28 protein-coding genes are annotated in these 24,884 nt (G+C 58.7%); 13 read left to right on the top strand and 15 right to left on the bottom strand.

The annotated features are described in order from the left end of the window. Positions 1-22: 22 nt before the first annotated feature. The 5 genes from KF767_13410 (at position 23) to KF767_13390 (ending at position 4,043) form a co-directional block, all read left to right on the top strand. Complete coding sequence (locus KF767_13410; GenBank protein ID MBX3018882.1) at positions 23-838, top strand: TatD family hydrolase; 816 nt, start codon at positions 23-25, stop codon at positions 836-838. Continuing rightward, positions 839-1,711, top strand: coding sequence for a tRNA threonylcarbamoyladenosine dehydratase (locus KF767_13405; GenBank protein ID MBX3018881.1), 873 nt, complete (start codon positions 839-841; stop codon positions 1,709-1,711). It abuts the gene before it with no gap. After that, a complete protein-coding gene (locus KF767_13400) occupies positions 1,705-1,854 on the top strand; it encodes a hypothetical protein (protein ID MBX3018880.1) in 150 nt (49 codons plus the stop codon). The genes KF767_13405 and KF767_13400 overlap by 7 nt, the downstream gene beginning before the upstream one ends. 40 nt (positions 1,855-1,894) lie before the next feature. Further along, complete coding sequence (locus tag KF767_13395) at positions 1,895-2,989, top strand: class I SAM-dependent methyltransferase (protein MBX3018879.1); 1,095 nt, start codon at positions 1,895-1,897, stop codon at positions 2,987-2,989. Between the two features lie 79 nt (positions 2,990-3,068). Then, positions 3,069-4,043, top strand: a complete 975-nt coding sequence (locus KF767_13390; protein ID MBX3018878.1) for a deoxyhypusine synthase family protein — start codon at positions 3,069-3,071, stop codon at positions 4,041-4,043. A 41-nt stretch (positions 4,044-4,084) separates the two neighbouring features. Here the strand turns inward: KF767_13390 and KF767_13385 are convergent, their stop codons facing one another. From KF767_13385 to KF767_13370, 4 genes are read right to left on the bottom strand one after another with little or no spacing between them, the layout of a single operon-like run. Further along, a complete protein-coding gene (locus KF767_13385; GenBank protein ID MBX3018877.1) occupies positions 4,085-5,236 on the bottom strand; it encodes a hypothetical protein in 1,152 nt (383 codons plus the stop codon). Continuing rightward, complete coding sequence (locus tag KF767_13380) at positions 5,233-6,747, bottom strand: hypothetical protein (GenBank protein ID MBX3018876.1); 1,515 nt, start codon at positions 6,745-6,747, stop codon at positions 5,233-5,235. Before KF767_13380 ends, KF767_13385 begins: the two co-directional genes overlap by 4 nt. Next, positions 6,744-7,427, bottom strand: coding sequence for a hypothetical protein (locus KF767_13375; GenBank protein MBX3018875.1), 684 nt, complete (start codon positions 7,425-7,427; stop codon positions 6,744-6,746). The genes KF767_13380 and KF767_13375 overlap by 4 nt, the downstream gene beginning before the upstream one ends. Continuing rightward, positions 7,424-8,434, bottom strand: a complete 1,011-nt coding sequence (locus KF767_13370; protein ID MBX3018874.1) for a hypothetical protein — start codon at positions 8,432-8,434, stop codon at positions 7,424-7,426. The genes KF767_13375 and KF767_13370 overlap by 4 nt, the downstream gene beginning before the upstream one ends. A 143-nt stretch (positions 8,435-8,577) precedes the next feature. On the opposite strand from KF767_13370, the gene KF767_13365 reads away from it, so the two are divergent. Beyond that, positions 8,578-9,387 (top strand): TIGR02147 family protein, encoded by an 810-nt coding sequence (locus KF767_13365; GenBank protein ID MBX3018873.1) that lies wholly within the window; start codon positions 8,578-8,580, stop codon positions 9,385-9,387. Here KF767_13365 and KF767_13360 read toward each other — a convergent pair. The 6 genes from KF767_13360 to KF767_13335 all read right to left on the bottom strand — a co-directional run bounded on the left by KF767_13360 (position 9,290) and on the right by KF767_13335 (position 14,232). Next, a complete protein-coding gene (locus KF767_13360) occupies positions 9,290-10,585 on the bottom strand; it encodes a hypothetical protein (GenBank protein ID MBX3018872.1) in 1,296 nt (431 codons plus the stop codon). The genes KF767_13365 and KF767_13360 overlap by 98 nt on opposite strands. A 68-nt stretch (positions 10,586-10,653) precedes the next feature. After that, a complete protein-coding gene (locus KF767_13355) occupies positions 10,654-12,264 on the bottom strand; it encodes a hypothetical protein (GenBank protein MBX3018871.1) in 1,611 nt (536 codons plus the stop codon). A 133-nt stretch (positions 12,265-12,397) separates the two neighbouring features. After that, positions 12,398-12,742: an arsenate reductase family protein gene (locus tag KF767_13350; GenBank protein ID MBX3018870.1), complete on the bottom strand. Its 345-nt coding sequence runs from the start codon at positions 12,740-12,742 to the stop codon at positions 12,398-12,400. After that, entirely contained in the window at positions 12,742-13,107 is a 366-nt protein-coding gene (locus KF767_13345; GenBank protein ID MBX3018869.1) for a hypothetical protein, read from the bottom strand. The genes KF767_13350 and KF767_13345 overlap by 1 nt, the downstream gene beginning before the upstream one ends. Before the next feature lie 68 nt (positions 13,108-13,175). Further along, on the bottom strand, positions 13,176-13,679 hold the full coding sequence (locus KF767_13340; GenBank protein MBX3018868.1) for a secondary thiamine-phosphate synthase enzyme YjbQ: 504 nt from the start codon (positions 13,677-13,679) through the stop codon (positions 13,176-13,178). A 4-nt stretch (positions 13,680-13,683) separates the two neighbouring features. Beyond that, positions 13,684-14,232, bottom strand: a complete 549-nt coding sequence (locus tag KF767_13335; protein MBX3018867.1) for a NifU family protein — start codon at positions 14,230-14,232, stop codon at positions 13,684-13,686. 128 nt (positions 14,233-14,360) lie between these two features. On the opposite strand from KF767_13335, the gene KF767_13330 reads away from it, so the two are divergent. The 4 genes from KF767_13330 (at position 14,361) to KF767_13315 (ending at position 18,802) form a co-directional block, all read left to right on the top strand. After that, positions 14,361-15,281 (top strand): class I fructose-bisphosphate aldolase, encoded by a 921-nt coding sequence (locus KF767_13330; protein MBX3018866.1) that lies wholly within the window; start codon positions 14,361-14,363, stop codon positions 15,279-15,281. 13 nt (positions 15,282-15,294) lie between these two features. Further along, positions 15,295-16,821 (top strand): lysine--tRNA ligase, encoded by a 1,527-nt coding sequence (gene lysS / locus KF767_13325; protein ID MBX3018865.1) that lies wholly within the window; start codon positions 15,295-15,297, stop codon positions 16,819-16,821. Positions 16,822-16,998: 177 nt separating this feature from the next. Next, on the top strand, positions 16,999-17,652 hold the full coding sequence (locus KF767_13320) for a hypothetical protein (protein ID MBX3018864.1): 654 nt from the start codon (positions 16,999-17,001) through the stop codon (positions 17,650-17,652). Positions 17,653-17,857: 205 nt separating this feature from the next. After that, entirely contained in the window at positions 17,858-18,802 is a 945-nt protein-coding gene (locus KF767_13315; GenBank protein MBX3018863.1) for a hypothetical protein, read from the top strand. A 211-nt stretch (positions 18,803-19,013) separates the two neighbouring features. On the opposite strand, the gene rpsD is transcribed toward KF767_13315, so the two are convergent. Then, positions 19,014-19,640, bottom strand: coding sequence for a 30S ribosomal protein S4 (gene rpsD / locus KF767_13310; protein MBX3018862.1), 627 nt, complete (start codon positions 19,638-19,640; stop codon positions 19,014-19,016). A 223-nt stretch (positions 19,641-19,863) separates the two neighbouring features. Here rpsD and KF767_13305 point away from each other — a divergent pair, with 223 nt between their 5' ends. Together KF767_13305 and KF767_13300 are read left to right on the top strand one after the other, a co-directional pair. Continuing rightward, entirely contained in the window at positions 19,864-20,199 is a 336-nt protein-coding gene (locus KF767_13305) for a hypothetical protein (GenBank protein ID MBX3018861.1), read from the top strand. A 90-nt stretch (positions 20,200-20,289) separates the two neighbouring features. Then, positions 20,290-20,487, top strand: coding sequence for a hypothetical protein (locus KF767_13300; protein MBX3018860.1), 198 nt, complete (start codon positions 20,290-20,292; stop codon positions 20,485-20,487). A gap of 7 nt (positions 20,488-20,494) precedes the next feature. On the opposite strand, the gene KF767_13295 is transcribed toward KF767_13300, so the two are convergent. The 4 genes from KF767_13295 to KF767_13280 form a co-directional block, all read right to left on the bottom strand. After that, positions 20,495-20,773 carry a hypothetical protein gene (locus KF767_13295; protein MBX3018859.1) on the bottom strand — a complete coding sequence of 93 codons (279 nt, stop codon included), beginning with the start codon at positions 20,771-20,773 and terminating at the stop codon, positions 20,495-20,497. Positions 20,774-20,864: 91 nt separating this feature from the next. Next, entirely contained in the window at positions 20,865-21,143 is a 279-nt protein-coding gene (locus tag KF767_13290; GenBank protein ID MBX3018858.1) for a CsbD family protein, read from the bottom strand. Positions 21,144-21,316: 173 nt separating this feature from the next. Continuing rightward, a complete protein-coding gene (locus KF767_13285; GenBank protein ID MBX3018857.1) occupies positions 21,317-21,727 on the bottom strand; it encodes a hypothetical protein in 411 nt (136 codons plus the stop codon). Positions 21,728-21,732: 5 nt separating this feature from the next. After that, positions 21,733-22,680 carry an HD domain-containing protein gene (locus KF767_13280; GenBank protein ID MBX3018856.1) on the bottom strand — a complete coding sequence of 316 codons (948 nt, stop codon included), beginning with the start codon at positions 22,678-22,680 and terminating at the stop codon, positions 21,733-21,735. A 101-nt stretch (positions 22,681-22,781) separates the two neighbouring features. Here KF767_13280 and recG point away from each other — a divergent pair, with 101 nt between their 5' ends. Then, positions 22,782-24,881, top strand: a complete 2,100-nt coding sequence (gene recG, locus KF767_13275) for an ATP-dependent DNA helicase RecG (protein ID MBX3018855.1) — start codon at positions 22,782-22,784, stop codon at positions 24,879-24,881. Positions 24,882-24,884 lie beyond the last annotated feature (3 nt).

The raw sequence follows: 24,884 nt of genomic DNA, 5'->3' as shown, positions 1-24,884 counted from the left end.
CCAAAAATGAGTCGAGGATTTCATGAAACTCGACCCGCAGTCCGCTCTTCGTTTTGGTGAAGGCTGGATCGACAGCCACTGTCATCTGGCCGATCCGCGCATCACCGACCCGACGGACGTCTTGAAAACGGCCGCGGCGGCGGGCGTGACCGGTTTCGTGATGGCCGGAGTCGACCCGGACGATTGGGAGCGCCAGCTCGCCTTGGCCCGTCGCCATCCCCAGTGTCTGCCGGTCCTGGGCCTTCATCCGTATTTCGTCGCGGATCATACGCTCGAAGAATGCGAGACCGCGCTCGATCAGCTCGCGCGTCGCCTGCGCGAAGCGCCGGGCTTCATCGGGGAAATGGGCCTGGATTATCGCAGTCATCTCGTCAAAGACAGCGAGGCCCGGCAAATCGAGATCTTACACGCGCAGCTCGAGCTCGCGGACTTTCACCAAAAGCCCGTCGTTTTGCACATCGTGCGCGCGCACAAAGAGACGCGACGTCTGTTCGAGCATTTCGGTCCGCCGGCTTGCGGGGGGATGGTGCACGCCTTCAGCGGCAGCGCCACGGACGCCGAATTTTATCTCGCGCAGGGGCTGCATCTGTCCATCGGCGGCGGACTCCTAAAGCCCGAGAACGAACGTCTGGATCAGGTCGTGCGTTTGGCCCCGCTGGAGCGGCTTTTGGTCGAATCCGACAGCCCCGATCAGGCGCCGCCGGGTTATCCTGCGGGCGAAAATCGCCCCGATTCGATTTTACCGGTGGCCGCGCGGATCGCCGAGCTCAAAGGCGTGACTCGCGACGAGGTCCTTGCTAGATCCAGGGCGAATCTTCTCGCGCTACTGGAGCCCTGAATGGATCTCGTGACCGACCCGGCAAATGCCCCCATCCCCGAATCGAAATACGTGCTGCATCGCCGTTTCGATCGCATGGGGCGTTTGGTCGGCGACGCGTCCATGGAGAAACTCTTCCGCGCGCACGTCATGATCGTCGGCGTGGGGGGCGTGGGGTCCATGGCGGCGGAAAGCCTCGCGCGCTCGGGCGTGGGCCGCATCAGCCTCGTCGACTTCGACGAAATCTGCATCACGAATACGAATCGCCAGCTGCATACGCTGCAAGGCCTCATCGGGCGAAAAAAATCCGGGGTCATGGCCGAGCGTCTGCGCAAAATCAATCCCCAGGCGACGATCGAGGACATTCCTGAATTCATGAGCGCCGAAACCTCCGAACGGATTTTATCCGTGCGCCCGGATTTCGTGGTGGACGCCATCGACAATCTGACCGCGAAGGCGCATCTCATCGTGACCTGTCGCGCGCTGGGACTCCCGCTCATTTCGTCCATGGGGGCGGGTTCGCGTATGGATCCCTTGGCGGCCCGGGTCGTCGATCTGTCCGAAACCCACACCGATCCCATGGCGCACCAATTGCGCAAAATGCTGCGCTCGAAACACGGTTTTCCAACTGATGGCGCGTGGGGGATTCCCGCCGTGTTCTCGGAGGAAGTGCCGCGCGATCCGGTGGAACTTCACTACGATCTGGGGCAAGGTTTCAAGTGCGTCTGTCCGCAGGGGCAAAACGATCGGCATTCTTGCGATCGCCGCAATGTCATTCACGGCACCGCGAGTTTCGTGACCGCGCAGTTCGGGCTTCTGCAGGCCGCTTCGGTCGTCCAGGCGATCGTCGGTGATCCCAAAAATCCCTGGCGGAAGGGAATCTCTGCGTGCTGACATTTATGTTCTTCGGTTTCATGTTGTCGGTGCTGCTTTTCGGCATGGGATTCTTGGCCCTGACCTTCCGTCATCATTATCTTGAATATCAGAAAGAAAAGGCGGCGAAGGCCGCGGGGCAAGGCTCCGAGTCGAAAGAGTAACTTCCTTGTCCCGCGCGCGGGTCCGGCTTAAAATGCGGGCATGGCTGAAACATCCGCTCTTGATCGCGCCTTTCGCAAACTTCCTTTGAAGGCTAAAACCCGTGAGAATCTGCTCTATGGGTTTGAGATTTCGCGCACGCTTCTTTTCACCGGGCAGATGATTTCGCTACCGGTGGTGGAGTTTCTCTCGCGCGGAAAAACCGAGGCGACCTCGGTCGATCTGAAACTTCATTTCGAAGTCGCCTTTCAAGATCTGCTGAAGCTTCTGCGCACCGATGCCCGCCACATTCAGCTCGGTTATTATCCGGTGGATGTGCTCGAGCCCGAAAACCCGTTGAAATTCTGGACGCGCTATCCGCGGATTCTGCTCGACGGTTACCGCGTGGCCCGTCGGCGCGAGGACAAAACCCATCACGATTTCGACGCGAATTCGGAAAGTTATTTCGGCGACGTGCCCGAATACTATCGCCGCAACTTCCACTTTCAAACCGACGGCTACCTGAGCGACCACAGCGCGGATCTGTACGAACACCAAGTCGAGATCCTGTTTTCGGGCGCGGCGGACCCGATGCGCCGGTTGCTTCTGAAGCCTTTGAAAGAGCACTTCGGCGAAAGCGACGGGACGGGCCTGCACTTTCTGGAGGTCGGTGCGGGGACGGGAAGGCTCACGCACTTTCTGAAGCTCGCTTTTCCCCAGGCGAAGATCACCGCGATGGATTTGTCCGAGCCTTATCTCGTGAAGGCCCGTCGGAGTCTGGAAGGACGGCGGGGCGTGCAGTTCATGCAGGGCGATGCCGCGGATCTGCCGTTCCGCGACGAAACTTTCGATGCGGTCGTTTCGTGCTTTTTGTTCCATGAACTTCCCCGGGAAGAGCGCGAAAAAGTGCTCAAAGAGGGCGTACGCGTTTTGAAGCCCGGCGGTTTCAGCGGGCACGTCGACTCGATCCAGCTGGGCGACGCCCCGGAACTCGATTGGGGACTCAAGCAGTTCCCCGTCAAATTCCACGAGCCGTTCTACCCGAATTATGTGCAGACGCCGCTCGCCCCGATGCTGGAGGCCGCGGGGCTTCTGGGGGTCGAGAGCGAACGCGGTTTCTTCTCGAAAGTCGTCCACGGGGTGAAGGCCGCGCGCTAAATGTTGCGCTGCGCGCCCTTTGCTCTCCGTGACAAGAGACTGTACTCGTCTTCCCACAAAGTTTTTTTGGGGAGGACTCATGGCCGGACCGATTACGCAATTCATCGATCATCATTACCGTCACTTCAACTCGGCGACTCTGCGCGACGCTTCGGTGGCGTACCGCGAGCATCTCGATAAAGGCGGACAAATGATGGTGACTCTCGCCGGCGCGATGAGCTCGGCCGAGCTCGGTCTGTCGCTCGCCGAAATGATCCGTCAGGGCAAAGTCCACGCGATCTCGTGCACGGGCGCGAACCTCGAAGAGGACGTCTATAACCTCGTCGCGCACGATCACTACGTGCGCGTCCCGAACTGGCGTGAACTGACTCCCGAAGACGAGCAAAAGCTGCTCGATCGTCACCTGAACCGCGTGACCGACACCTGCATCCCCGAGGAAGAAGCGATCCGCCGGATCGAAAAGGCGATCATCGACGTGTGGAGCGACGCCGACAAAAAAGGCGAAAGCTATCTGCCCCACGAGTTCTTCTACAAGATCTTGCTCTCGGGCGTTTTGAAGCCATTTTACCAAATCGATCCCAAAAACTCGTGGCTGCTGGCCGCGGCCGAGAAGAACCTCCCCATGGTCGTTCCCGGCTGGGAAGATTCGACGACCGGTAACATCTTCGCTTCGTACTGCATGAAGGGGATCATCAAAAATCCCCGCACCATGAAGTCGGGCATCCAGTACATGACTTCGCTGGCGGAGTGGTACGTCGGCACCTCGAAGAAAGCCGACATCGGTTTCTACCAAATCGGCGGCGGGATCGCCGGCGATTTCCCGATCTGCGTGGTGCCCATGCTTCACCAAGATATGGGAATGGATAACATCAAGGTCTGGAAGTACTTCTGCCAGATCTCGGACTCGACGACCTCTTACGGCTCGTACTCGGGCGCGACCCCGAACGAAAAGATCACGTGGGGCAAACTCGAGCCCCACGGCCCGAAATTCATCATCGAGTCGGACGCAACGATCGTTGCGCCCCTCATGTTCGCGTACATCCTTGGCCAGTAGGCCAAGGATCAATAAGCCAGTCTTGGCCAATAGGCCGAGACTTAGTTTCCGATCAGTCGTCGGCCGAAGAGCGCTTGCTTTTCGGTCGCGACCTCTGGGCAAGTCACCTCGAGAAAACGACGATACGACGATTCTTCCAGAGCGAAGCCTTCGGGATCTTGCGCACGCCGGCGATAGGCGTCGGTCAGTGATTCCGTGCGCGTGCGGAGGAGCTGGCGGCATTGGCGTTTTTCATCCGCCCGCGCCTGAAGCCGCGCGAAGTCACCCTGCTCTAGAATCGCCTGCTGGAAAGAGCGCAGCTGACGTTCAGAGTCGCGTAAGTTCTTCGTCAGTTCCGGTCCCCGGGCCGCATGTTCACGCATGGCCGTTGCGAGTTGTTCACGGTCTGTCTCTTCGGGCATCACCTCTAAAAGCAATTGCGTGAACGGGTCGGCGTAGATCCGGCTGCGCAGAAGATAGCTCAGCTTCGTCTCGCGCAAGATTTCACGTCCCAGGCTCAGGCAACCCATGATTCGGTCGGCGGTCATTTCACCGGTCCAGTGGGCGAGCGGCTCGTGACATTCCTGGCGTTCGTAAAGGGCGCCGAAAACCTTCAGACGCTCGTGGGTGCCTTCCTCTTCGCAACGGACCACCTTCAAGGCGCGCTCGTTCGCTTCAAGCTCTTGCTTTTTCATCTCGATCATCTGGTTACGAATGGCCATTTGCTGAAGACGCAATTTTTCGATGTATTCATAGTCGTCGGCGACGGACCAGCCGCCAATCAGTCGCTGCATCATCAGGTCGATTTGCATCGCGATGGCGACGTAGGGAAACCAGAAACCGATCGCCGTCGAGGCCGTCGCGTACATGGCCTCAAAACGTTGCACGTCGGTGTCGGCTTTCAGAACGCCATCCACATTGCGCGCCAGCGCGTAGACCCGCATCAGGTCGCCCGCAAGTTCCGCGGCCGAACCGATGCCCGCCTCCTGCAGCGTGGTTTCGAGAATCTTTTCCGCGGCGTCGGCTTCGATTTTTTGGCGAAGCGCCTGGGTGATGGCATCGGCGACCGTCCCGGGAAGGGGCGGGGCGTAGGGCGCCTCCGGAGTTTTTTCCGGCGCGGCCGCCTTTCGCTCGACGCAGGCTTTCACCGCCGGTGACATCGCGTTCACCGGAAGTGCGGCGAATAAGCTCAAAGATAAAATCCAGTTCTTCATGGTAAGTCTCCCATTGCGTCGTTCGATAAAGCTCCGCGCGTATCGCGCAGGATCCAGTTCAATTCCTCGATCTCGGTTGGGCTCAAGCCCGGGGCGCGTAGGGCGCTTTCGGCGCGGTCGTGCCAACGTTCGACAAGCGCGCGAATATTCGAGGGGTCCGCGTCGCGTGCCAGTCGTCGTTCGCGCAACTGCGCGGCGGGACTGTCGTTCAGGCCTTGGCGCGTTTTTCCGTGGTAGCCGCGCACGATGCGTCCTACGCCCGAGTCCGCGGGAAGCGTCTGCGGCACGCGCGGATTGCGATAGTAGTCGCGGAACTCTTTGATCTCTTTCAGTGCGCGACCAAAACTGGGGTCCACGGGGTTGAGTTTTCCGGCCCGGTCCAAGGCGAAGTCCAGAACGGGGCCGCGTCCCGCGAAGGCGTCTTTCGCGACCTCGACTCCACTTTCTGATGTCGCCCATGCGCCCGCGAAATCGCGACCCGCTTGGTACAGGTGGATCGCGGCGCGCCCCGCGCCGGTGACTTTCGATCCCATGCCGAGGGTGGCGAGATCGAAGACGGCCAGGCCTTTCTGCAAATCGGTCAGTTGTTGTCCGGTCGAGAAATCGCGGCCGGTGACCAGGTCATGAAAGCTGCGCAGAAAACTCGTCGCCGGGTGTAGACCGATCACGACATCCCCGAGGGCGGCGACGAATTGCACCGTTTCTTCCGTCACGGGAATGCCGCTTTTGAAGAAGTAGCTATCGACGACTTCGCTGGTTTTCAATGCGAAGCGGGCGATCCGCGCCTGCTCGGTGCTGATCGGTTGAAAGCCGGTCAGGGCATCGCGCGTTTTCACCAGACTCCGCAAAAGGCGGGGGTCTTGGGATTGGACGCGGTAGCCATCGCGGCTCGTGATACGAATGTCGGTGCGTCCGATCGAGGGGGTGATTCCGGACCCCGCACTCGCGTCAACGACGAGGTCGAAGATACTTTTCTGAACCTGTTGCAGCGACTGGAGTCCCTTTTCGTATCGTTGCTGTTCGCCGTGAATTTTCGTGCGCACGTCATGCAGACGCTCTTGCCCCAGGTGGCTCAGCTGCTCGAAAGCCCAGCCGGCAATTCCCGCCGCGAGAACTTCTTGTCCGGCGTCTTTTAAGCCTGAACCGAGTCCTCCAAGACCGCCCGCGCCGCTTCCCTTCGTGGAAGGCGCGACATCCGGCGTGGTCCCGCGGCCGGGGCCGGTGACGTCGCCAGGACGGGGATCGGCGACAATGACCGCGCGGGGGCGATCTTTTTCGAAGTCCGGGCCATCGAAACGGCCGGTACGCATTTCGCCGGTCATGCGATCGCGAAACTGCACTTTGTCGTCAAGGCGAAGCGCGCGCAGCTTTTCGATGGGCATTTCCACGGCGAAAAGGAGTTGTTCGCCGGGAACACCGACACGAAAGCGAAACGAGATCCAGTCCCCGTTATACTGAGCGTGGGCGAGGCCCGGCGCGATCAGCAAAAGGAGTGTGAGCAGGGTTTTCATTCCAGGCCCTTTCTTTTTTCGGCCACGTAGTCGGCCTGGATACGCAAACGCTGGCAGAGCAAGCGGGTTTCTTCGAGCCAGGTCGCAATGGTTGCCACATCGTCGCTTTGGCGTGAGCACAAGGCCCCGATGGTCTCGACGTCCAGGCCCGGGTTCGGTTCGCGCTGGGCGACGCGCTCCAGTCCCGCGCGAAGATTTTCGAGCGCGTCGCGCAGTTGGCCGTGCGGAAGCTCCTCGGCGAAACGATTTTTGAAAGCGATCTCTTCTTCCAGTTCGTCCACGATCTCTTGAAATTGAATCTTGCGTTCACGGGCGCGTTTGAGCCAATCTCCGCAGCGATTCAGGACGCTTTCCATGGCCTCACCGAGGCTGAACAATTTCGGCTCGCGAGCTTCGCAGGTGACGACCTGGGCGCGAAGCTCGGTTTCGCGCTCTTCCCAGAGCTTTCTTTTGTGTTCACGAGTCGCGATGGTCAGATCGCGACTGAATTCGGTTTTCCGGAGTGAGAACTCGGCGCGCATCTTCGCGATATCCGCTTCGATCCGGCGCAGGTAGGTCCCGTGCGATCCCGCGTGAATCCCGTATTTGATCCCGTCTTCCAGCACTGTTCCCGCGAAGGTGGCGGGGCTCAAAAAGATGATCCCCATCAGTGTCATCGAAATTCCAAGTCCGGATTTCATTCGTAACCTCCGTTACAGAACTGACGGAATTTGTCGCCGTCGCTGGGAGCGCCGCCGGTGATCGCCAGAACTTCGAGCGCGGTCAGACCCTCTTCGCAGGCGGCGGCAGCGGCTTCGTTCACCAGACCCAAGTGTTTGGCGCGTTGTTCTTTCAGCATGCGCAGGTCTTCGTCGGCGGCCGATTGCAGCAAGGTTTGCATTTTCACGATCTGGTCTCCGGGTTCACCCATTTCGAATTCGGCGTAGAGCGATTCCAGGCGGCCGCCCTCGCTGATATCGGTGGCGGTCATGAGCTCACGCAGTTTCGTTTGGTAAACTTGGTGTTCGGCGCTGGTCTGTTGCACGGTCACTTTCAGCTCGCGGTTTTGGATCTCGCTCAGCAGCAGCTGACCGAAAGCTTTCCCCAAGACATTCGAGACTTCGGCGCGGGCGGTGATCGTTTGACTGCTGGCGAAGGTCATCGCGGCGTCTTCACGCATCTCGGCTTTTTTCTGCGCTTCTTCGGCCGAGAGCTCCGCATTTTGACGGTTTTTTTCGGCCTCGATGTAAGAGCGGTAGGCCCGTTCTTCTTTTTTACGAGCGTCGCGAAGTTCTTTCTGCGCCATGTATTCACTCAGGCAAGCGGTGCGCAGGCAGGTCGTCACGCGGCTCATTTTTTCGATGATGGCGCGGTTGCGCTCGATCGGCTTCATCATCGGGTCGATGAGTTTGGATTTCAGAATCTGCTCGGCTTCGCGATTTCCCTGCACGTCGATCACGCGCGTGCCGCCGATGACGACGGTCGGGGTGGGGTCGATTTTTTTGATTTCCTTTTCGACCTTTTCGATGGGTTTGCGAACTTCCGGGGGGAGGATTTGTTTCACGACGGGGGGGAGGACGATATCGATGGGATTCGGGGGGCGAATCCGAATTTTGATTTTGCAGCACTTGAAGGCGTGCGCGGCGGGAGTCATCGCGCCCAGGGCGATCAAGATCAGGCTGAAGGTCATCAGGCTTTTTGTTTTCATGGAAAGTCTCCGTTTTTAGATGTTGTTGGTCGGTTCGCTAGGCAAAATAGCTGCCCGCGTCAAATGCCTCTAGATTTATATACTTAACGATTAACGATAAACTTAAGTTTTTGGGTAATATTCCGATATAAGATACTGAAACTATGGATTTATATGAATTCGACGATTACAAGGTTTTTGTCCGAAAATGGACGGAATCCCGTCCGAAGCGCGGACGTGGAGAGTTCCGCCGGATGTCCGAACATCTGCGGATCAGTAGCGTCGCCGTCAGCCAAATCTTCCGGGGCGAACGGGATCTTTCCATCGAGCAGGCGCTCGCGCTGGCGAAGTTTTTAGTGCTCGGGCCGGACGAACAGGACTTCTTCATTCTGCTCGTCGAGAAAGCCCGCGCGGGAACCAAAGATCTACGTCAGTATTTTGAACGCAAGATCGAAGGGGTCCGCCAAGAGCGCAAGGACCTTTCGAAACGGGTAAAGGATAAGATCGTTCTCGATGATGTGGCGAAGGCGCGCTTTTACTCGAACTGGTATTACAGCGCGGTTCGTATGGCGAGCTCGGTGCCGGGGCTTCAAGACTATGACGGGATCGCGAAACGCCTCGGGCTACCGCCGGAACTCGTCGGCGACGTGGCGGCGTTTCTTTTGGAGCAGGGCCTTTGCGTGCGGGATGCGCAGGGGCTACGGATGGGGCCGTCGTCCACGATGCTGTCCGCGGATTCGCCCTTCATCAACAATCATCGCCGCAACTGGCGCCTGAAGGCGCTCGAGAACTTGCAGCGGGTCGGACCCGACGATCTGTTTTACTCCGGGCTCGTGAGTCTTTCGGAAAAAGACGTGGCCCGTTTCAAAGAAAAATTCATGGCGCTGATTCAGGAGTTTGTGCGGGGGATTCAGGATTCTCCGTCCGAGACTCTGGCTTGCCTGAATCTGGATTGGTTTGAACTGAAAAAGTGAAGACCTTCGTGTCCGGGTCGCAAACGCGCGGCGGGAGCGGCGCCGGCCCGAGCATCAAAATGTCGCCTTCCGACAATTGCAACGTCAAGAGCTCCGACAGGTGTCCTTCGGGAAGCAGGCACGTCGATTTCTCAGATCCGCCCACAACCGATTTGAGGTTCGTGGCGATCACTCCGACTTGCTCGAACATCAATTGGACGTAGTTGTCCAACTCCTTGCCGGTCGGGAGCGGTGAGGGCAAGGTCGGTTCCTTCCCCTCTTTCACCGACTGAAAAATGAGTCCTAAACTTGTCAGTTTCCAGCCCTGGGACATCGTCGCCAGAATGGAATTCACGTAGTTGTTCAAGAACTCGGGGCGTTTGGGTTTGAGCGAGATCTCCAGTACGATCGGGTCGTACATCTTGGGCATGGTCGCGAGCTGGGCCGCCACGGCCGTCATGACAGAAACCGCGCGTGCCTCATCGCGGAAGTCCGGTTGCTGAAGGGTCAGCAGCGAGGCCAACAGCATGCCCATCGACTTGATGATGATCGACCGGTGCTCATCCTCGAGTTTGCGTTCGGCCATATAACCGAAGTTGGCCGCGTAGTATTCGGCGAAAAGCTCTTGCCATTGATTCGCCTCTTTTTCGTCGCCGCCGGCCATATGGACGGTCTCGTGGAAAAGGAGCGAGAAAACTTCTTTGTAGAGCGCGGATTTGGGAATACGCGTGAGCGATTCGACGCTGAAACAAATCTCCGCGTCGAAAGCGAATTTGGAAACCGACGCGTCCGCATGTTGTTTATCGGGCGCGGGGCAATAGCCTTGCTCGAGCAGGTTGAGTTTCGCGGTCTTCAAGGCATCGATCACGGGACTGCGAAGCAAGACGTTCAGATTCTGATCTTTCCACCGTAACGGTTTGGGCTGCATTCCCGACAGCTCGGGGAAAATAAGTTCGACCTTGCCCATTTTGTAATACAGGCGGTCCGCGTAGGTCTCTTGGGCGCCGTCGATCATGAAGCGGCGGAAAATATTCCGGCGGAGGTCATCCGCCGTCGCGAGTTTGAACGCCATCGTAATCGCGGCCTTGACCTCGGCCGGGGTCGACTTCGGCGAAACGCCGCCGCCACCGTCGTGACCGCCGATCATGTTCGGCTCTTTCACGCAGCCGAGCATCGAAAAACCCACAATCAGGAAACAGAGGAGCGTGCGGACGTTCATCGCCGGAGTCTAACAGGGCGCGGGGGCCGCCGCCCCTGTCGGGTTTTTGGACAGTCGGAATTTCAGCGTCAGCGCTCGCGGAGTTGGTTCAAATACCGCAGGAGCGCCTGGCGGTCCTCGGGTTCGGGCCGGCGAAGCGCCGGCGGCATCTGGTCCGTGAGGCGGGCGTGATCGCTGAGTCGGTACTGCATCTCGTCCCAGAGCGGGCGTCCGCTCGCGGCCCGTCCCTCGCGTAAGACGCGGGAAAGGGCGGCCGGCTGGTCGAAGGGGATCCAGGGCGCTTCCGAAGAGGCGACGTCCGTGTGGCAGCTCGCGCAGCGGGCGAGCAGGGCTTGCGGGTTCGCGGCGGGCCGGATCGCTTCGGCGGGAACGTTGTAGGTCTTCAGCCACGCGGCGAATTTCAGACCTTCGGCTTCGGCGAGCGGTTTCAGCTCGTCGCAACTCATTTTGCCAAGTTCGAACTCCTGCTCCTCGGCCAGAAAACGCATGACCCGCAGATTCGAGGGACGACCGAAGCGCTCGGTGAACGCGAAACGTCCACGGGTTCCGAAGTCCGTCGACCAATCGAGGGTCGAGACGCCTTGGCTTTCGAAAAGAAGCGTCAGCTGCTCCGAGAAGCTGTGTTCCCAGCGCGCGGGCGGCGTGACCAAACGGTAGTCGCCGTCCGCACGGTTGTACCCATCCTCGGAGGGGCCGCCAGCGCCGTAGGGCGGGGGCTGCACTTTTTCGGTCGTGATGCGGAAGATGCCCTGGGCGTTCACGCGCGCGACGAGGCCCAGCCGGTCCTCGTCGGCGAGCGCCAGATTGTCGCAGCGGTAAAGATGCACGAGGTTGTGCTTTACGCGCGCGTAAGCGGCGGGATTGTCCGTCTGCGCGAGGCGCACCATGCGGCGCAGGCTCAGGTTCGAAAGGATGTCGGTGAACGAAACGGACTGGTGCGCGATCTCGTCGAAGTCGACGCCCTTCGCGGTCCGGGCTTTCTTCGGCGTCTCCAGAAGGGCGTAACGTTCATCCGCGGGGCGGGTCACGTTCCAGAAGCGGGTGAGCTCCGCGCGCTCGCGCGGCTGCTCTTCGACCATGATCCGGTCGTCGCCGCGGAATTTGTTCGCTTCGTAGGAGTTCCGCGGCCACAGGCGGCCCGACTCGGAACCGTAGGCCCCCGGCCAGACGTTGTAGGGTTCCCAGTTGGGACGGGGATCGACGCCCGCGCGCGCGGCGGACTGGTGGCACTGCAAACAGGTTTTCGGATTGGCGTCGGAGAGTTTGGGACCGTTCGGCGTGAAGTCGATCTCGCGGAACTCGAATTTCATCGTGTCGCCGCGGAACTGCATCAGCTCGAGCTTCCCGTAGCCGCGATGTTGGGGGTGGCCGTTGAAGGTGACGACAAGTTCACCGGAAGGATCGAATAAAAGAACGCGCGGCGCCTGGAAGCTTGATTCCTGCAAGGACTGCGAGCGGTAGATCAAGACGAAGTTTTCGAAGTACTCGGGGGCTGCCGCTTTGAAAAGCCGGAGCGCCGTGGGGACGTCGCGTGCGTCGCCTTTTTTGAGGACGTTGACGAGCGTCTCGACGTTCATGGAGGAACCCGGTTTGTAGCCGTAGTTCCCCATCGAGTAGTCGGTGCGTAGAGTTTGGGCTTGGGCCGCGATTGTGAACAGGAGCGGAATCAAAAAACGCATGCCGTGAGATACCCGCCCCTGCGTGTTCCCCTCAAGACGGCTTTCTCGATGCGTCCCCAAAGAAATCGCGATGGGTTGTGCGCCCCCTCATTTCGAGAAGACGGGGCGACGGGCCTCTCGCCTTGAAAATATCTCAAAGACGGGCGAGCAGATCCTCAAGGGGACGACCGATGGTGACCCGGCCCTCGCCCCGCAAGAGGGGACGTTCAAGAAGGCGGGGCGTTTCGGCCAGGCGGCTCGCCACGGTTTTCGGATCTTTTGTGTCGAAGGGCGCCGCCAGGAAAAGCTCTTCCTTCTGGCGGACGAGCCGCGCAACGTCAGTATCGAGTTCGATGATGAGCGATGCGAGTTCCCGCTCCGTCAGCGGCGTTTTCAGATACTCGACGACTTCGAGATCGACGTCGCGTTCACGTAAAGCCGCGAGGGCTTCGCGGCTCTTACTGCAACTGGGATTGTGGTAGAGCGTCCACCGCGCCATCAAAGCTCCTGACACGACATCGGCCGACTGTCGCCCCCATCGATGTAGAGCGCGGAATTCAAGTCGTAGTTTTCGAAACGGATGTTCTCTTGAATGAGGCCGAGCACGATCGTCACGAAGTTGAGTGCGTCGTAGCTTTCGATCACGACGGCGTCGGCGCCCGCATAGCTCGATCCGGCGAGGCCCTGGGCATCGTAGACTTGGATCTTCGCTTCTTCGTTCGCGAGATCCACGATGCGCAGCTCGTATTTGAAGCCCGAAACGGAATCGACGCAGACGAAGGCGTCGCCGTCTTGAGGTTTCAGGATGTCCGCGAAACCGAAGCGGGGAGCCAAAAACAGAAACAAAAGTACGAAGATTTTCATGAGCGGGGAGTTACCGCGATTCGCGCGTCAAGAAAAGTCAGGATTTCGCCCGTTCACGATTTCGTGAACTACGCCTTGAGGCCCGTCACCTTCACGAGGAGACGTTTGTCGCGTTCGCCGTCGAACTCGGCGTAGAAAATCTGCTGCCAGGTCCCGAAATCGAGGCGGCCCTTCGTGACGGGCGCGGTGAGCGCGTGATTCGTCAGGTAGGATTTCAGATGGGCGTCGCCGTTGTCTTCACCGGTCTGATGGTGGCGGTAGTCTTTGCCGTAAGGCGCCAGATTTTCGAGCCAGACCGAGATGTCTTTCAAAAGACCGCTCTCGGCATCGTTGATGTAAACGCCGGCCGTGATGTGCATGGCCGAGACGAAGGCGAAGCCGTCGCGCACGCCCGCGCGGTCGACAACCTCTTGCACATATTCGGTGATGTTCGCGAGGGCGTAGCGGGCGGGAAGGCGGACGTGAATATACTCCGTATGGTGGACTTGCGCGCCCGCCTCGACATGGTCGACTTTTTCGAAGCGCTGAAAACCGGGGCAGTCGTGGGGACTCAGGCTCCAGCTGTACTTCATCGAACTACATCGCTTGGACTTCGCGGATTTCGGGGAAGAGCTCCTTCATGCGGACCTCGATCCCTTCTTTCAGCGTGGCTTGCGACGAGGGGCAGCCCGCGCAGGCGCCCTTCATTTGCAGAGTCAAAATGCCATCTTCGAATTTCGCGAAGACGATGTCGCCACCGTCCATCGCGACGACGGGGCGGATGTCGCGAGCGAGGGCATCTTTGATGCTTTTCACAATATCGGTATCGCCGTCGTCGTAGTCATTCGAGGGCGTATAGTCGACCCACAGGGGTTGTCCCGCTTCGAAGTGCTCGGCAATCAGGCCGGCGAGGGGCTCTTGCAGAACGTCCCAGTCGACCCAGTCTTGTTTGGTGACGGTCACGAAATCCGGTCCGATGAAGACCTTTTCCGTCCAGGGAAAACCGAAGAGCTTCTGCGCCAGCGGCGAGATGTCGGTCTCTTGAGCCGAGGCGAACTCCTGGGTCTTCTCCGACAGACGCTCGGAAAACTGGAATTTCATGGTGGCCGGATTCGGCGTGGGTTCAGGGCGAACGGAAACGGACATTTACGCACCTCATTATTTCGCATTTCTTGTACGCCCGTGAGGGGAAAGCGTCAACCGACTCCTTGATTTCAAGGGGGGCGGGGGCTAGGTTGAACGCCTCTCAAAACCCCTTCCCCTGAGGTGAACCGATGACTCCCCGAGTCCGCGAGATTTTAAGCTGGTATGGCGCTGACAACCCCGGAACCCTGGCCAATATGGCCCGTCTGCTGAACCACGGTCGTCTGGCCGGCACCGGCAAACTCGTGATTCTGCCCGTGGATCAAGGTTTCGAGCACGGTCCCGCGCGCAGCTTCGCGATGAATCCCGACGCTTACGATCCGACCTACCACGTGGAGCTTGCCATCGAATCGGGTTGTAATGCTTACGCCGCACCCTTGGGTTTCATCGAGGCCATCGCGCGTGACTACGCCGGTGAGATTCCGTTGATCCTGAAAATGAACAACTCCGAAACGCTCTTCAACCCGAAAGCGCCGATCTCGGCCCTGACGGCGGGCGTGGACGATGCCCTTCGTCTGGGTTGCGTGGGCATCGGCTTCACCGTTTATCCCGGATCGGCGATGCGTAAAGAGATGTACGAAGAGATCATGGCGGCGGCAGCGGCGGCGAAAAAAGCCGGTCTCGTGGTCGTGCTGTGGGCCTACGCGCGCGGCGAGCAGCTCTCGAAAGAGGGCGAGACCGCCATCGACGTCATCGCCTACTGCGCGCAGATCGCGGCGCAATTGGGCGCGCACTTCATCAAGGTGAAACCCCCGACCGCGCACATCGAACAAGAAGCGGCCCGCAAGGTTTACGAAAAACAAGGCATCAAGGTCGCGACCCTTTCGGATCGTATCCAGCACGTCGTGCAGTCGGCGTTCAACGGCAAACGCGTCATCATCTTCTCGGGTGGCGAGGCCAAGGGCACGGACGATCTGATCAATGAAGTGAAAGAGATCGCCCGGGGCGGAGGCTTCGGTTCGATCATGGGCCGCAATGCCTTCCAGCGTCCCAAGAAAGAATCGATTGCATTGCTGCACTCGGTTCAAGACGCTTTTCGCGGAAACGTTTAATCGGAGACCATGAATGAGCGACGTGAATACACCCGGTAATGAAAATCCCCTGCGCGCCGAAAAGCGCCGCAAGCTCACCGAACTGCGCGGGAAAGGGATCAACCCCTTCCCGTACAAGTACGAGCGCAACGCCAATCTCGCGCAATTGAAAGCGGAGTTCCAAGCTTTGCAAAACGGGGAGAAAAAGGAAGAGTCGAAGTTCCGCGTCGCGGGCCGACTCATGACTTTGCGGGCGATGGGGAAAGCGTCGTTCTTCAATATCCAGGATCAGACCGGCTCCATGCAGGTCTATTTCCGTAACGAAGAACTCACCGAGACCGAGCGCACGGCGTTTAACCTCATCGACCTCGGCGACATCGTCGGGATCGAGGGTTTCGTCTTCCGCACGCAGCGGGGTGAATTGTCTTTGCACTGCACGAAGTTCGAGATCCTGACGAAAACTCTCGAGCCCTTGCCCGAGAAGTTCCACGGCATCGCGGACGTCGAAATCAAATACCGTCACCGCCACCTGGATCTGATCTCGGACGAAGAGTCGCGCAAGGTCTTCGTCGCACGCTCGAAAATCGTGCGCGAGATCCGCACCTGGATGGAAAACGAAGGCTTCATGGAGGTCGAAACGCCGGTCCTGCAGCCCGTGTACGGCGGCGCCTCGGCGCATCCCTTCGATACGCACCACCGCGCTCTCGATATGAAGTTGTATCTCAAGATCTCGCCCGAGCTTTATCTTAAACGTTTGGTGGTGGGCGGTTTTGAAAAGGTCTTCGAGATTGGCCGCAACTTCCGTAACGAAGGCATCGACCGCACCCATAATCCCGAATTCACGATGATGGAGTGGTACGAAGCCTATACGGACTACAATGATCAGATGAAACGTTTCGAAAACCTGGTCGCGACCGTCGCCGAAAAAGTGACCGGTTCGATGAAGGTCACGTTCCAAGGCACCGAGATCGACTTCACGCCCCCGTGGCGCCGCTTGACCGTTTACGACGGCTGCCGCGAGTACGGCAAGATCGATCCCGAAAAGGCATCGCTCGACGAGCTTTTCCAGGCTTGCCGCAAGTACGGCGTCGACATCGAAAAGCCGCTCTCGCGCGGCGAGATGGTGATGAAGATTTTCGAAGCGACGGCCGAGAAGGAGTGTATCCAGCCGACGATCGTCATGGATCACCCCATCGAGATCTCGCCTTTGACCAAAGTGCATCGGTCGAATCCGGCACTGGTCGAACGTTTCGAACCCTTTGTCTGCGGTATGGAGCTCGGCAATTCCTATTCGGAATTGAACGATCCCGAAGAGCAGTACAATCGACTGAAGGAGCAAGAAGCGAAACGCACGATCGACGAAGAAGCACATCCCATGGACGAGGATTTCATCCTGGCGATCGACTCCGGCATGCCCCCGACAGGCGGCGTGGGCCTCGGTATCGAGCGCTTGGTGATGGTCCTGACCGATCGCCCCTCGATCCGCGACATCCTGTTGTTCCCGACGATGAAGATCAAATCCGGCCTGAACAAAGCTGCCGACGACTCGAAGAAAGCCTAAAGGGACCTTCTTCCTTTTGGTGGCGGGCGGCCAGTCCCGCTTGTGTGTCAGAAACGCCTCGTGGGGTTCGGTGTTCCTCTTTTTGACAAGCCTGTATTTTAGGTCCTTGTCCTCTGGATGCGGGCTTGCCCCCTGTCGTTTCCGGGAGGGCGGGGTTATATTGCGAATGAGTTCGCTATGTACTGGAAGACGTTCCTGATCTTTTTCTTTAGCCTTTGGATGGGTTCGGAAGCCCTGGCGCAGTCGCGTTGCGTGGGCGTGCATCACCTCCCGATGTTCGGTGCGGGCTCACGCCGTTCTTCCGCGGCCGATGTTTTCCTCGATACCAATCTGATCAATGTGCTTGTGGAGGTCAGCTTGTCCGTCCCGAGGGATGGCGCTCGGACGGCGATGTTCGAGTCGTTGGCCCGGCATTTCGAGACGACGACCCCGCAATTTTTTGCTCGGCAGGACATCTTTGACCGCATCGGGATGGTCGGCACGATTCGCAGCGAAGTCGAAGTCATGGACGCCGGAGTTCTCTCGGGACGTTTCCCTGTCTTCCGGCATGCTCCGAAGCCTGAAACTTTGCGTATTCTCGAAGAGGCGAACATCGGTGGGGGGCGCGGCCGCGGCGATCGGAATATTATCGCTGAGCTGCTGGCGCTGTCCGGGACCCGCGACACGCCGATTTATTTCGTCACGGGGGACCGGAAGGTCATCAACGGTCTGTGCCGCTTTTCCCCGGCCTGCGTCGACCCAAAGTACCACGTGCAGCGCTTCCGCGAAACCGGTTTCGAAATCGAGATCAACGGCGACCGGTTGACGGTCCTGCCGATTTTCACGAATTGAGGACACGCCCTATGCTGATATGCGAAGAAATCGATATTCAGGCCGCGCACGGTCTCGGAAGGCGAGGGGCCGATGAGTTTGTGGACGGCGTCTCGGATCACTGCGCCTTCACGGATCAGATCCGTTTTTAGATCCCTCGGCGGCGCCATTGTCTTTACATTCTCGCGGTCCTTCGTAAAAATGAAGGGGCTTTCAAGGAGGCCCCATGACGCCCTTTCAGATGAAATTCGTTGCCCTCTCTGCGCTGGTCGCGATCCTCGGCGCTTGCGCGGGCGGCCCCACGAAGGTCTCAGAAAGCACGCCGGTTCTGGAGAATCCCGCCGGCACCGGCATTCCGGAGTCGGCCGCAGATGGCCAGGCGGTCGGCGAGCAGGTCATCATCCTTGATGCGCGTCCCGCTTTCGTCGCGGCCACCGCGCCGATCAAACAAGCCCAGCGCCTGGACTGGCGCGATTTCACACGCCGCCTCGCGCCCCGTCCGAACTCGCTCGAGGGGGATCTCTTCTTTCACACGCGCCGCTTGGCCCGGATGGGGATCTCGCCTGATTCCAAAGTTCTCGTGCTCGGTCGTGGCGGAGAGGGCGAAGGGGAAGAGGGACGTCTCGCGTGGACGCTCCGTTATCTGGGCGTGACCCGCACTGATTTCCAGAACGCCGCGGATTTCCGTCCCGCGCTTCAGCTGGGCGAGATCCCGCCGCCGAAAGAAGCCCCGGTCTGGAAGCCCGAGGCGAACGAAACATTGCTCGAGACCCGCGCGAAGTTCACCGAGCGCGTGAAGAGTGGCCGCAAATTCTATTTGGTGGAAGTGGCGGTGAAAGACCGCGACATCAAGTGGCCGCAGCAGATGCAATTCGGCGCCGCCCAGCGCGTGCGCTTCACTCAATCCGATCTGTTCCGCATGCTAAAAACGAATCCCATGGCTTTGCGCGCGCTCTTCTCGGGCGCAACTTCGGGCGACGTCGGCTTGACCCAACCCGCCGCGCGCGAACCCAGCTCCGACAACCCCAATCTGATTCCGGTCGTCGTCACCGATCCCTTCGGCGAAATGGCCGGCCACCTGACGCTGGTCCTTCGCGACCTCGGCCTGCAAGCGAGCTGCGCCTGCGCCGGCCCGAGCGACCTCTTCCTCGAACCCAAAGACCTGAAATAGGGTACCACGTACCGCGTGCGGTAGATGGTACCGCACGCGGTACGTGCTACTTTCCGGAAAGTAGATGCTACCCTCGGGGCTCCCACCGGGATCCGGAAAAACAAAAAGGCCCCCTTTGGGGGCCTTTGGTTGGTAAAGTTGAGTCCCGCGAGGACTCTTCTTCATTCGGGTGGAGCGCTCGATCGCTCCACCTTACTAGCTGGTTTTTAAATTACTTCAGTCCCGAGTAGAAGCTTGTGAATGTTCCCGCATCGAAGGGGAAAGGAATGTCGCCGACGGTCGGACTGTCGATGACTTTACCGGTGACGCCCGCATCCGCTTTTTCAACGGTGAGGTAGTTCGGCAGAGTCAGACGGGGAGCCATCTGCGCCTTCAGGAAGTCTTGGCCTTCCAGTCCGCGTTGAGTCAGGGTGATCACATCACCAACTTTCGCGACGTAAGATTTCACGTTAACGATTTTGCCGTTAACCATGACCTTACGATGCGAAACCATCTGACGTGCCGACGGGATCGAAGGTGCGAATCCAAGGCGGAACACCAGGTTGTCCAAACGACGCTCAAGGAGCGAAGCCAAAGACGCGACCCAGTTATCGCTCGAACCCGACTTCGCCTTGACGACGAAACGACGGAGTTGAGTCTCGCGCAGTCCGTAGTGGACGCGGATCTTCTGTTTTTCTTCAAGCTGAAGACCGAATTCGGAGAACTTCTTCCGTTGTTGGCCGTGTTGGCCCGGAGGATAGGGTTTCCGTTCCAGAGCGCCAGCTTTACCCAGGCCCGGGAGTTCGGTCATCAGACGACGTTGCATTTTAAAACGCGGAATCTTACCAGCTCTTTTCATAGGTGCAGAAGGTCTACAGATTTTCCAACGCGGAAGCAAACATGGAGCGGCAGGCCAAATTGAAAACCGGGCATTTTGCAATAACGCCACAGGTAAATGCGGCTGGAGGAGGCCTCTGGCGCTTGGTTTTCATCTCGGACCCACCCCCGGAGGGCGGGTGACAGAGGGGCCCCCGGGGTTTTATCCAATGCTGCATAAAAATCAACCATTTCAGGGGGTTAAAATGAAGTTGAAGCTTTGGATCATGGCTTTGGGATTGGGACTGTCGGTTCAGGCCTCGGCGGCCGGTGGCTTCTGCGCCAAATATAATGAGAACGCCGAGTACGCGAAAGCCATCGAAATCGTGGCGGCAAAGCTGAAGTACTCGACGGAAGAGCTCTGCACGCTGGGGCGTCTGGCCGACATCTACGTCGACACCAAAAACATCTACAATGCGCAGATCGACGAAGTGGAACGTCACATCTGGGTCACGCTGCACTACTACGAGTACAGCTGCCAGTACTTCGTCCGCGCCAAAGACGGCGTCACGACCGCGCAGAACTGCTATAACACTTTTTAATCTCTCAATTGGTTTACGACGGTAGAGCCCGACCTCGCCGGAGTTTCAAAAACAAACGCTCCCCCCTCACAATAAAGGAAGGGGGAGCGCATGGCGATCTGGAAGATTTTTGCGAACGGCCGTCCGGCGCCAAGGGACCTGACCACTCAGGAACTTGAAAAAATCAAAACTCTCGAGTGGCTCGATCCCGCACACGCGGAAGCCCATCGGCGGCTCACGCAAAATCGCGAGATCTGTCCGGCCTTGCGTGAGTACTGGCGTCGGAAACTCGCGAAAAAATCCGCCTAACACCACTTTAGTTGGTGTCGACCGCGTCTTGCACTTCACCCGCTTTGTTTTTCACTTTGTCGCCGGCATTTTGCAGCTTGTGTTTCGCTTTTTTGCCCGCGCACTCCATCTTGCCGTTGATCATTTCGCAAGTGGCGTCTTTCATGTTGCGGACACCTTTTTTGGCGCCGTCTTTCACGTCTTCAACGACCTGACCGGCTTTTTCCGTGGTCGTCGTTTCGGCATGGGCGAATGCGGGAGCGATCATCAGTGCGGTGATCGCGATCATGGATTTCATCGATTTCATTTCAGTCCTCCGTTGTGGGGTTTGGTCTCTCAAAAACGCCGCACCCCTTCGAGGTGCGGCGGTCGAAATCAACTCAGGCTCAGTGAATTGACTAGATGTTGCGTTTGTTGGAAGCCATCGGGTCGACGACGCCGGGGACTTCACGATCGTAAGTGGGGTTCTCGGGGTTTTTCACTTTCGCGACGGTGTCGTTGAAAGTTTTCGAGGCTTTGTCTTTCAGGTCCGAGACGGCCTGTTGGGCTTTACCGAGACCCTGCTCGATGTTGCCTTTGATCACTTGTTTGGGATCGTTGGTGGCTTGGCCCCACTGTTCGCGGACTTTGCCTTTCACTTCTTTTACTTTGCCTTTCACGTCGTCTTTGATGCCCATGTGGCTCTCCTTCGTTGAGGTTCGCGCGAATCGCATCTCGCGACCGCTACGAACGACAGAAAGAGCAATGGCTGGGCCATCTCGGATTCGTCGGAATTCGGGTGCGGAAGGGACAGAAGTAGGGAGAATTGCCCGTCAAGACGAGCCGTGGCGCCCGGTGAGGCGAAGTCGCCTCAGCGTTTTTTGCCCGGGCTTTTTTTCGTGCTGCCCTCAAACTGAGCGGGCATGCGTTGAAACTTCGGGCCTTTTTTATCGGCCGTTTTGCGCAAGCAGCTCATGCGCTCTTGGTCGGACAGATCCTCTTGCGCGCAGGTTTCGAGCTCACGCGGATCGATTTCGGCTTTCGTTGCGAACTCCAAGCACTGCATGAAGAGTTTGTTGTCGTCGAGCGACTGGCAGGTCGAAGCGACGTAAGTGTCGGGTTTTTTCGTGTTCACGAAGTTCAGGCACTTCTTTTCGTCGGCCTTCTTCTCGAAACGGTCGCAGAGGGCGGCGGGCTCGACGATCTCGAGCGCGGCCCGCGTTTCCAGGCGCGGCAAAAGCGCGAGCGCGGTCAAAGACACAACGAAGAGAATCTTACGCATGAACATCAGGCCACCTTCTTCAAACGGAACAGGACATCATAGAGCGCTTTGAGCATCTCGGGATCGTAACGACCGGCGAGTTTCTCTTTCATCATGGTCACGGCGTCGATCGGCGCGAGCGGCACGTTGTAGGAACGCTGGGTCGTCATCGCATCGTAGGTGTCGGTCAGCGCGACGATCCGCGCGAACGGGTGGATCTCGTCGCCGATGAGCTGCTGAGGATAGCCGTTGCCGGCCCAGGATTCGTGGTGTTCGAAGCAGGCCGCTTTCACGCCGTCGGTCGCGTTGGACATTTCGTTCAAGATCGCGAGACCGTACTGCGGATGTTTTTGCATCTGCGCCCATTCGGCGTCGTTCAGTCCGCCCTTTTTGCACAAGATGTCGAGCGAGATCTGGCGTTTGCCGATGTCGTGGAAAAGGGCGGCCACGCCCATGTCTTCCAGCTCTTTGCCTTTAAAGCCCACCGCGTCCGCCAAACCCAACGAGTAGATGCCGACGTCAAGGGAGTGGTTATACGTATAGAAATCATGGGACGAGAGCGAGATCAGCTCGGACATCCCGTGGGGGTTCGTGTCCATGAACTGAATGAAGTCTTGAATCAAAGGTTGCGAATTGGCGAGCGCCTGATTGACATCGGGATGCTCGTAGAGTTCCTCCATCAAGGTCATCGAGGATTCGCGAAGGACCATGGCTTTTTCACGCACTCCGAGTTCCGAGGACATGATCTGGCTGTGCACGAAGGCTTTGAACGCGGCCCGTTCGGAATCGGGGATGAAAAAGCTTTCGCCGGTATCCTTGCGGTTCAATAAGAGGAGCTTTTCTTTCTGAATTTTGTCGCCCGCACGCAGGTACATCGTGAGCTTCGAATTCAGGCGCAGGTAAAGGTTGAACGGCAGCTGTTTATCGGGGATCAAGCTGTTGATGCGGACCTTGAAATAGCCAGTCGTTTCCATGACTTTAATTGTACGTCCGGAAGGCAAATCCTGCCTCATTTTTGCGGGGCGGTCCGGGTGAGCGGTGGACAAAAGTCCGGGCGGGGATTAGTTTTTCACAAATGCCGCCGGATCTGAGACGCACCACTGAAATTCAATACCTCAAAGGCGTAGGCCCGGCCCTCGGATCCCAACTTGGGAAACGCGGTTTGCATACGGTCGAGGACCTCCTCAACTACTATCCGCGCACCTACGAAGACCGCCGCGCGGCCCGCAATATCGCCTCGCTGAAGCCCAACGATCTGGTCAGCGTGAAGGCGACCATCGTGAACGTCTCGTCCTTTCAGATGGGGAAGGCGAAACGCAAGATTTACGACGTCCTTGTGCGCGACGCCTCGGGACAGATTCACTGCAAGTTCTTTCGCGTGCCCTACCGTGGTTACTTCGAACGTTTCGAACGGGGGAAAGAGGTCCGCGTTGTCGGGACGGTCACGGACTACCGGGGGCGCCTGGAGTTTCATCACCCCGATCTGCGCGACGTCGTTCCCGACGAGGAAGTGGAAGACGCGCTTTTGCCGATCTATACGGAAATCGAAAGCGTCACCTCGGCCCGCATCGGTCGCTTGATCAAGGCGGCGATGTCGCAGCTGACCGAAGAGACCTACGGCCCCGAGGTTTTTCCGCAAGAGCTGATGGCGAAGTACGGTTTGATCCCGCGCAGCCACGCCCTTTACCAGATCCACAATCCGCCCCACGAAGAGGCCGCACTGTATTTCAACTTCCGCGCGGCCGCGCAGAAACGGCTCATCTTCGAAGAGTTCTTCTGGCTGGAACTTTATCTGGCCGCGCGCAAGGCGGGACTGCAGGCCGAAAAAGGTCCGGCGCTGCGCACCTCGGGCGAGCTCGTCGGAAAAGCCCTGGCCGCTTTGCCTTTCGCGCTGACGGGAGCGCAAACCAAGGTCTTCGAACAGATTCGCGCGGACCTGGAGCGCGCGAAGCCCATGCACCGGATGGTGCAGGGGGACGTCGGCAGCGGTAAAACGGTGGTCGCTTTCCTGGCGGGGCTGACCGCCCACGAGGCCGGTTACCAAACCGCGCTGATGGCGCCGACCGAGATCTTGGCCGAACAGCATTTCAAAAATGCGAAAGAAATCTTCGAGCCCTTGGGCATCGGCGTGGATCTGCTCGTCGGCAAAACCAAGGCGGCGGAACGTCGCGAAATTCTGGAGCGACTGATTTCGGGCAAGACGGGACTGCTGATCGGCACCCACGCTTTGATCGAGGACGCGGTCCAATTTCAAAAGCTGGGACTCGTCATCGTCGACGAGCAGCACCGCTTCGGCGTCGAGCAGCGCGCGGCGCTCAAACGCAAAGGCGAGTCGCCGCATTTTCTGGTCATGACCGCGACGCCGATCCCGCGCACGCTCGCGATGACCGTCTACGGCGATCTCGACGTTTCGGTCATCAACGAAATGCCGCCGGGGCGTTCGCCGATCCAAAGCCGCGTCATCTACGAAAGTAAACGCGTCGAGGCCCTGAAGTTCATGATGGACCAGATCAAGAAGGGGCGTCAGGCCTACGTCGTGTACCCGCTCGTCGAAGAATCCGAAAAGATCGATCTGAAAAACGCGCTCGAGGAATTCGAGAAATTGAAACAGCAGTACCCCGACGCGAAGTTCGGGCTTTTGCACGGCAAGATGAAGTCCGACGAAAAAGACGCCGTCATGGAGGCCTTCCGCGCGGGGGAAATTCAAGTTCTGGTCTCGACGACGGTCATCGAAGTCGGGGTCGACGTGCCGAACGCGAACATCATGCTGGTGGAACACTCCGAGCGCTTTGGTCTTTCGCAACTGCACCAGCTGCGCGGACGGGTCGGCCGGGGTGAGCACAAAAGCTTCTGCATCTTCATCTTGGGCCACGCGGTGTCGACGGAAGCCTACGAGCGGACCTCGTTTCTGGAAAAGACCACCGACGGTTTCAAAATTTCCGAATTCGATCTGGAACTGCGCGGCCCCGGTGAATTTATGGGGACGCGCCAGTCGGGGCTTCCGGGTTTCCAGATGGCGCATCTGGTGCGCGACATCGAAATTTTGCAGGACGCCCGCGAGGCCGCCTTCGCAATTCTGGAGAAAGACCCCTCATTGATGAAGCCCGAGCATCTTCCGCTGCGTGAATATCTTCTCAAAGCGCATGGTCCGGCGGCGCTCGCCTCGATCGGTTAGGAG

This window comes from Pseudobdellovibrionaceae bacterium (assembly GCA_019637875.1).
In the GTDB taxonomy this organism is placed as follows: domain Bacteria; phylum Bdellovibrionota; class Bdellovibrionia; order Bdellovibrionales; family Bdellovibrionaceae; genus JAHBUW01.
The sequence above is the reverse complement of the archived record's forward strand: the minus strand, read 5'-3'. Positions and strand labels throughout refer to the sequence as shown.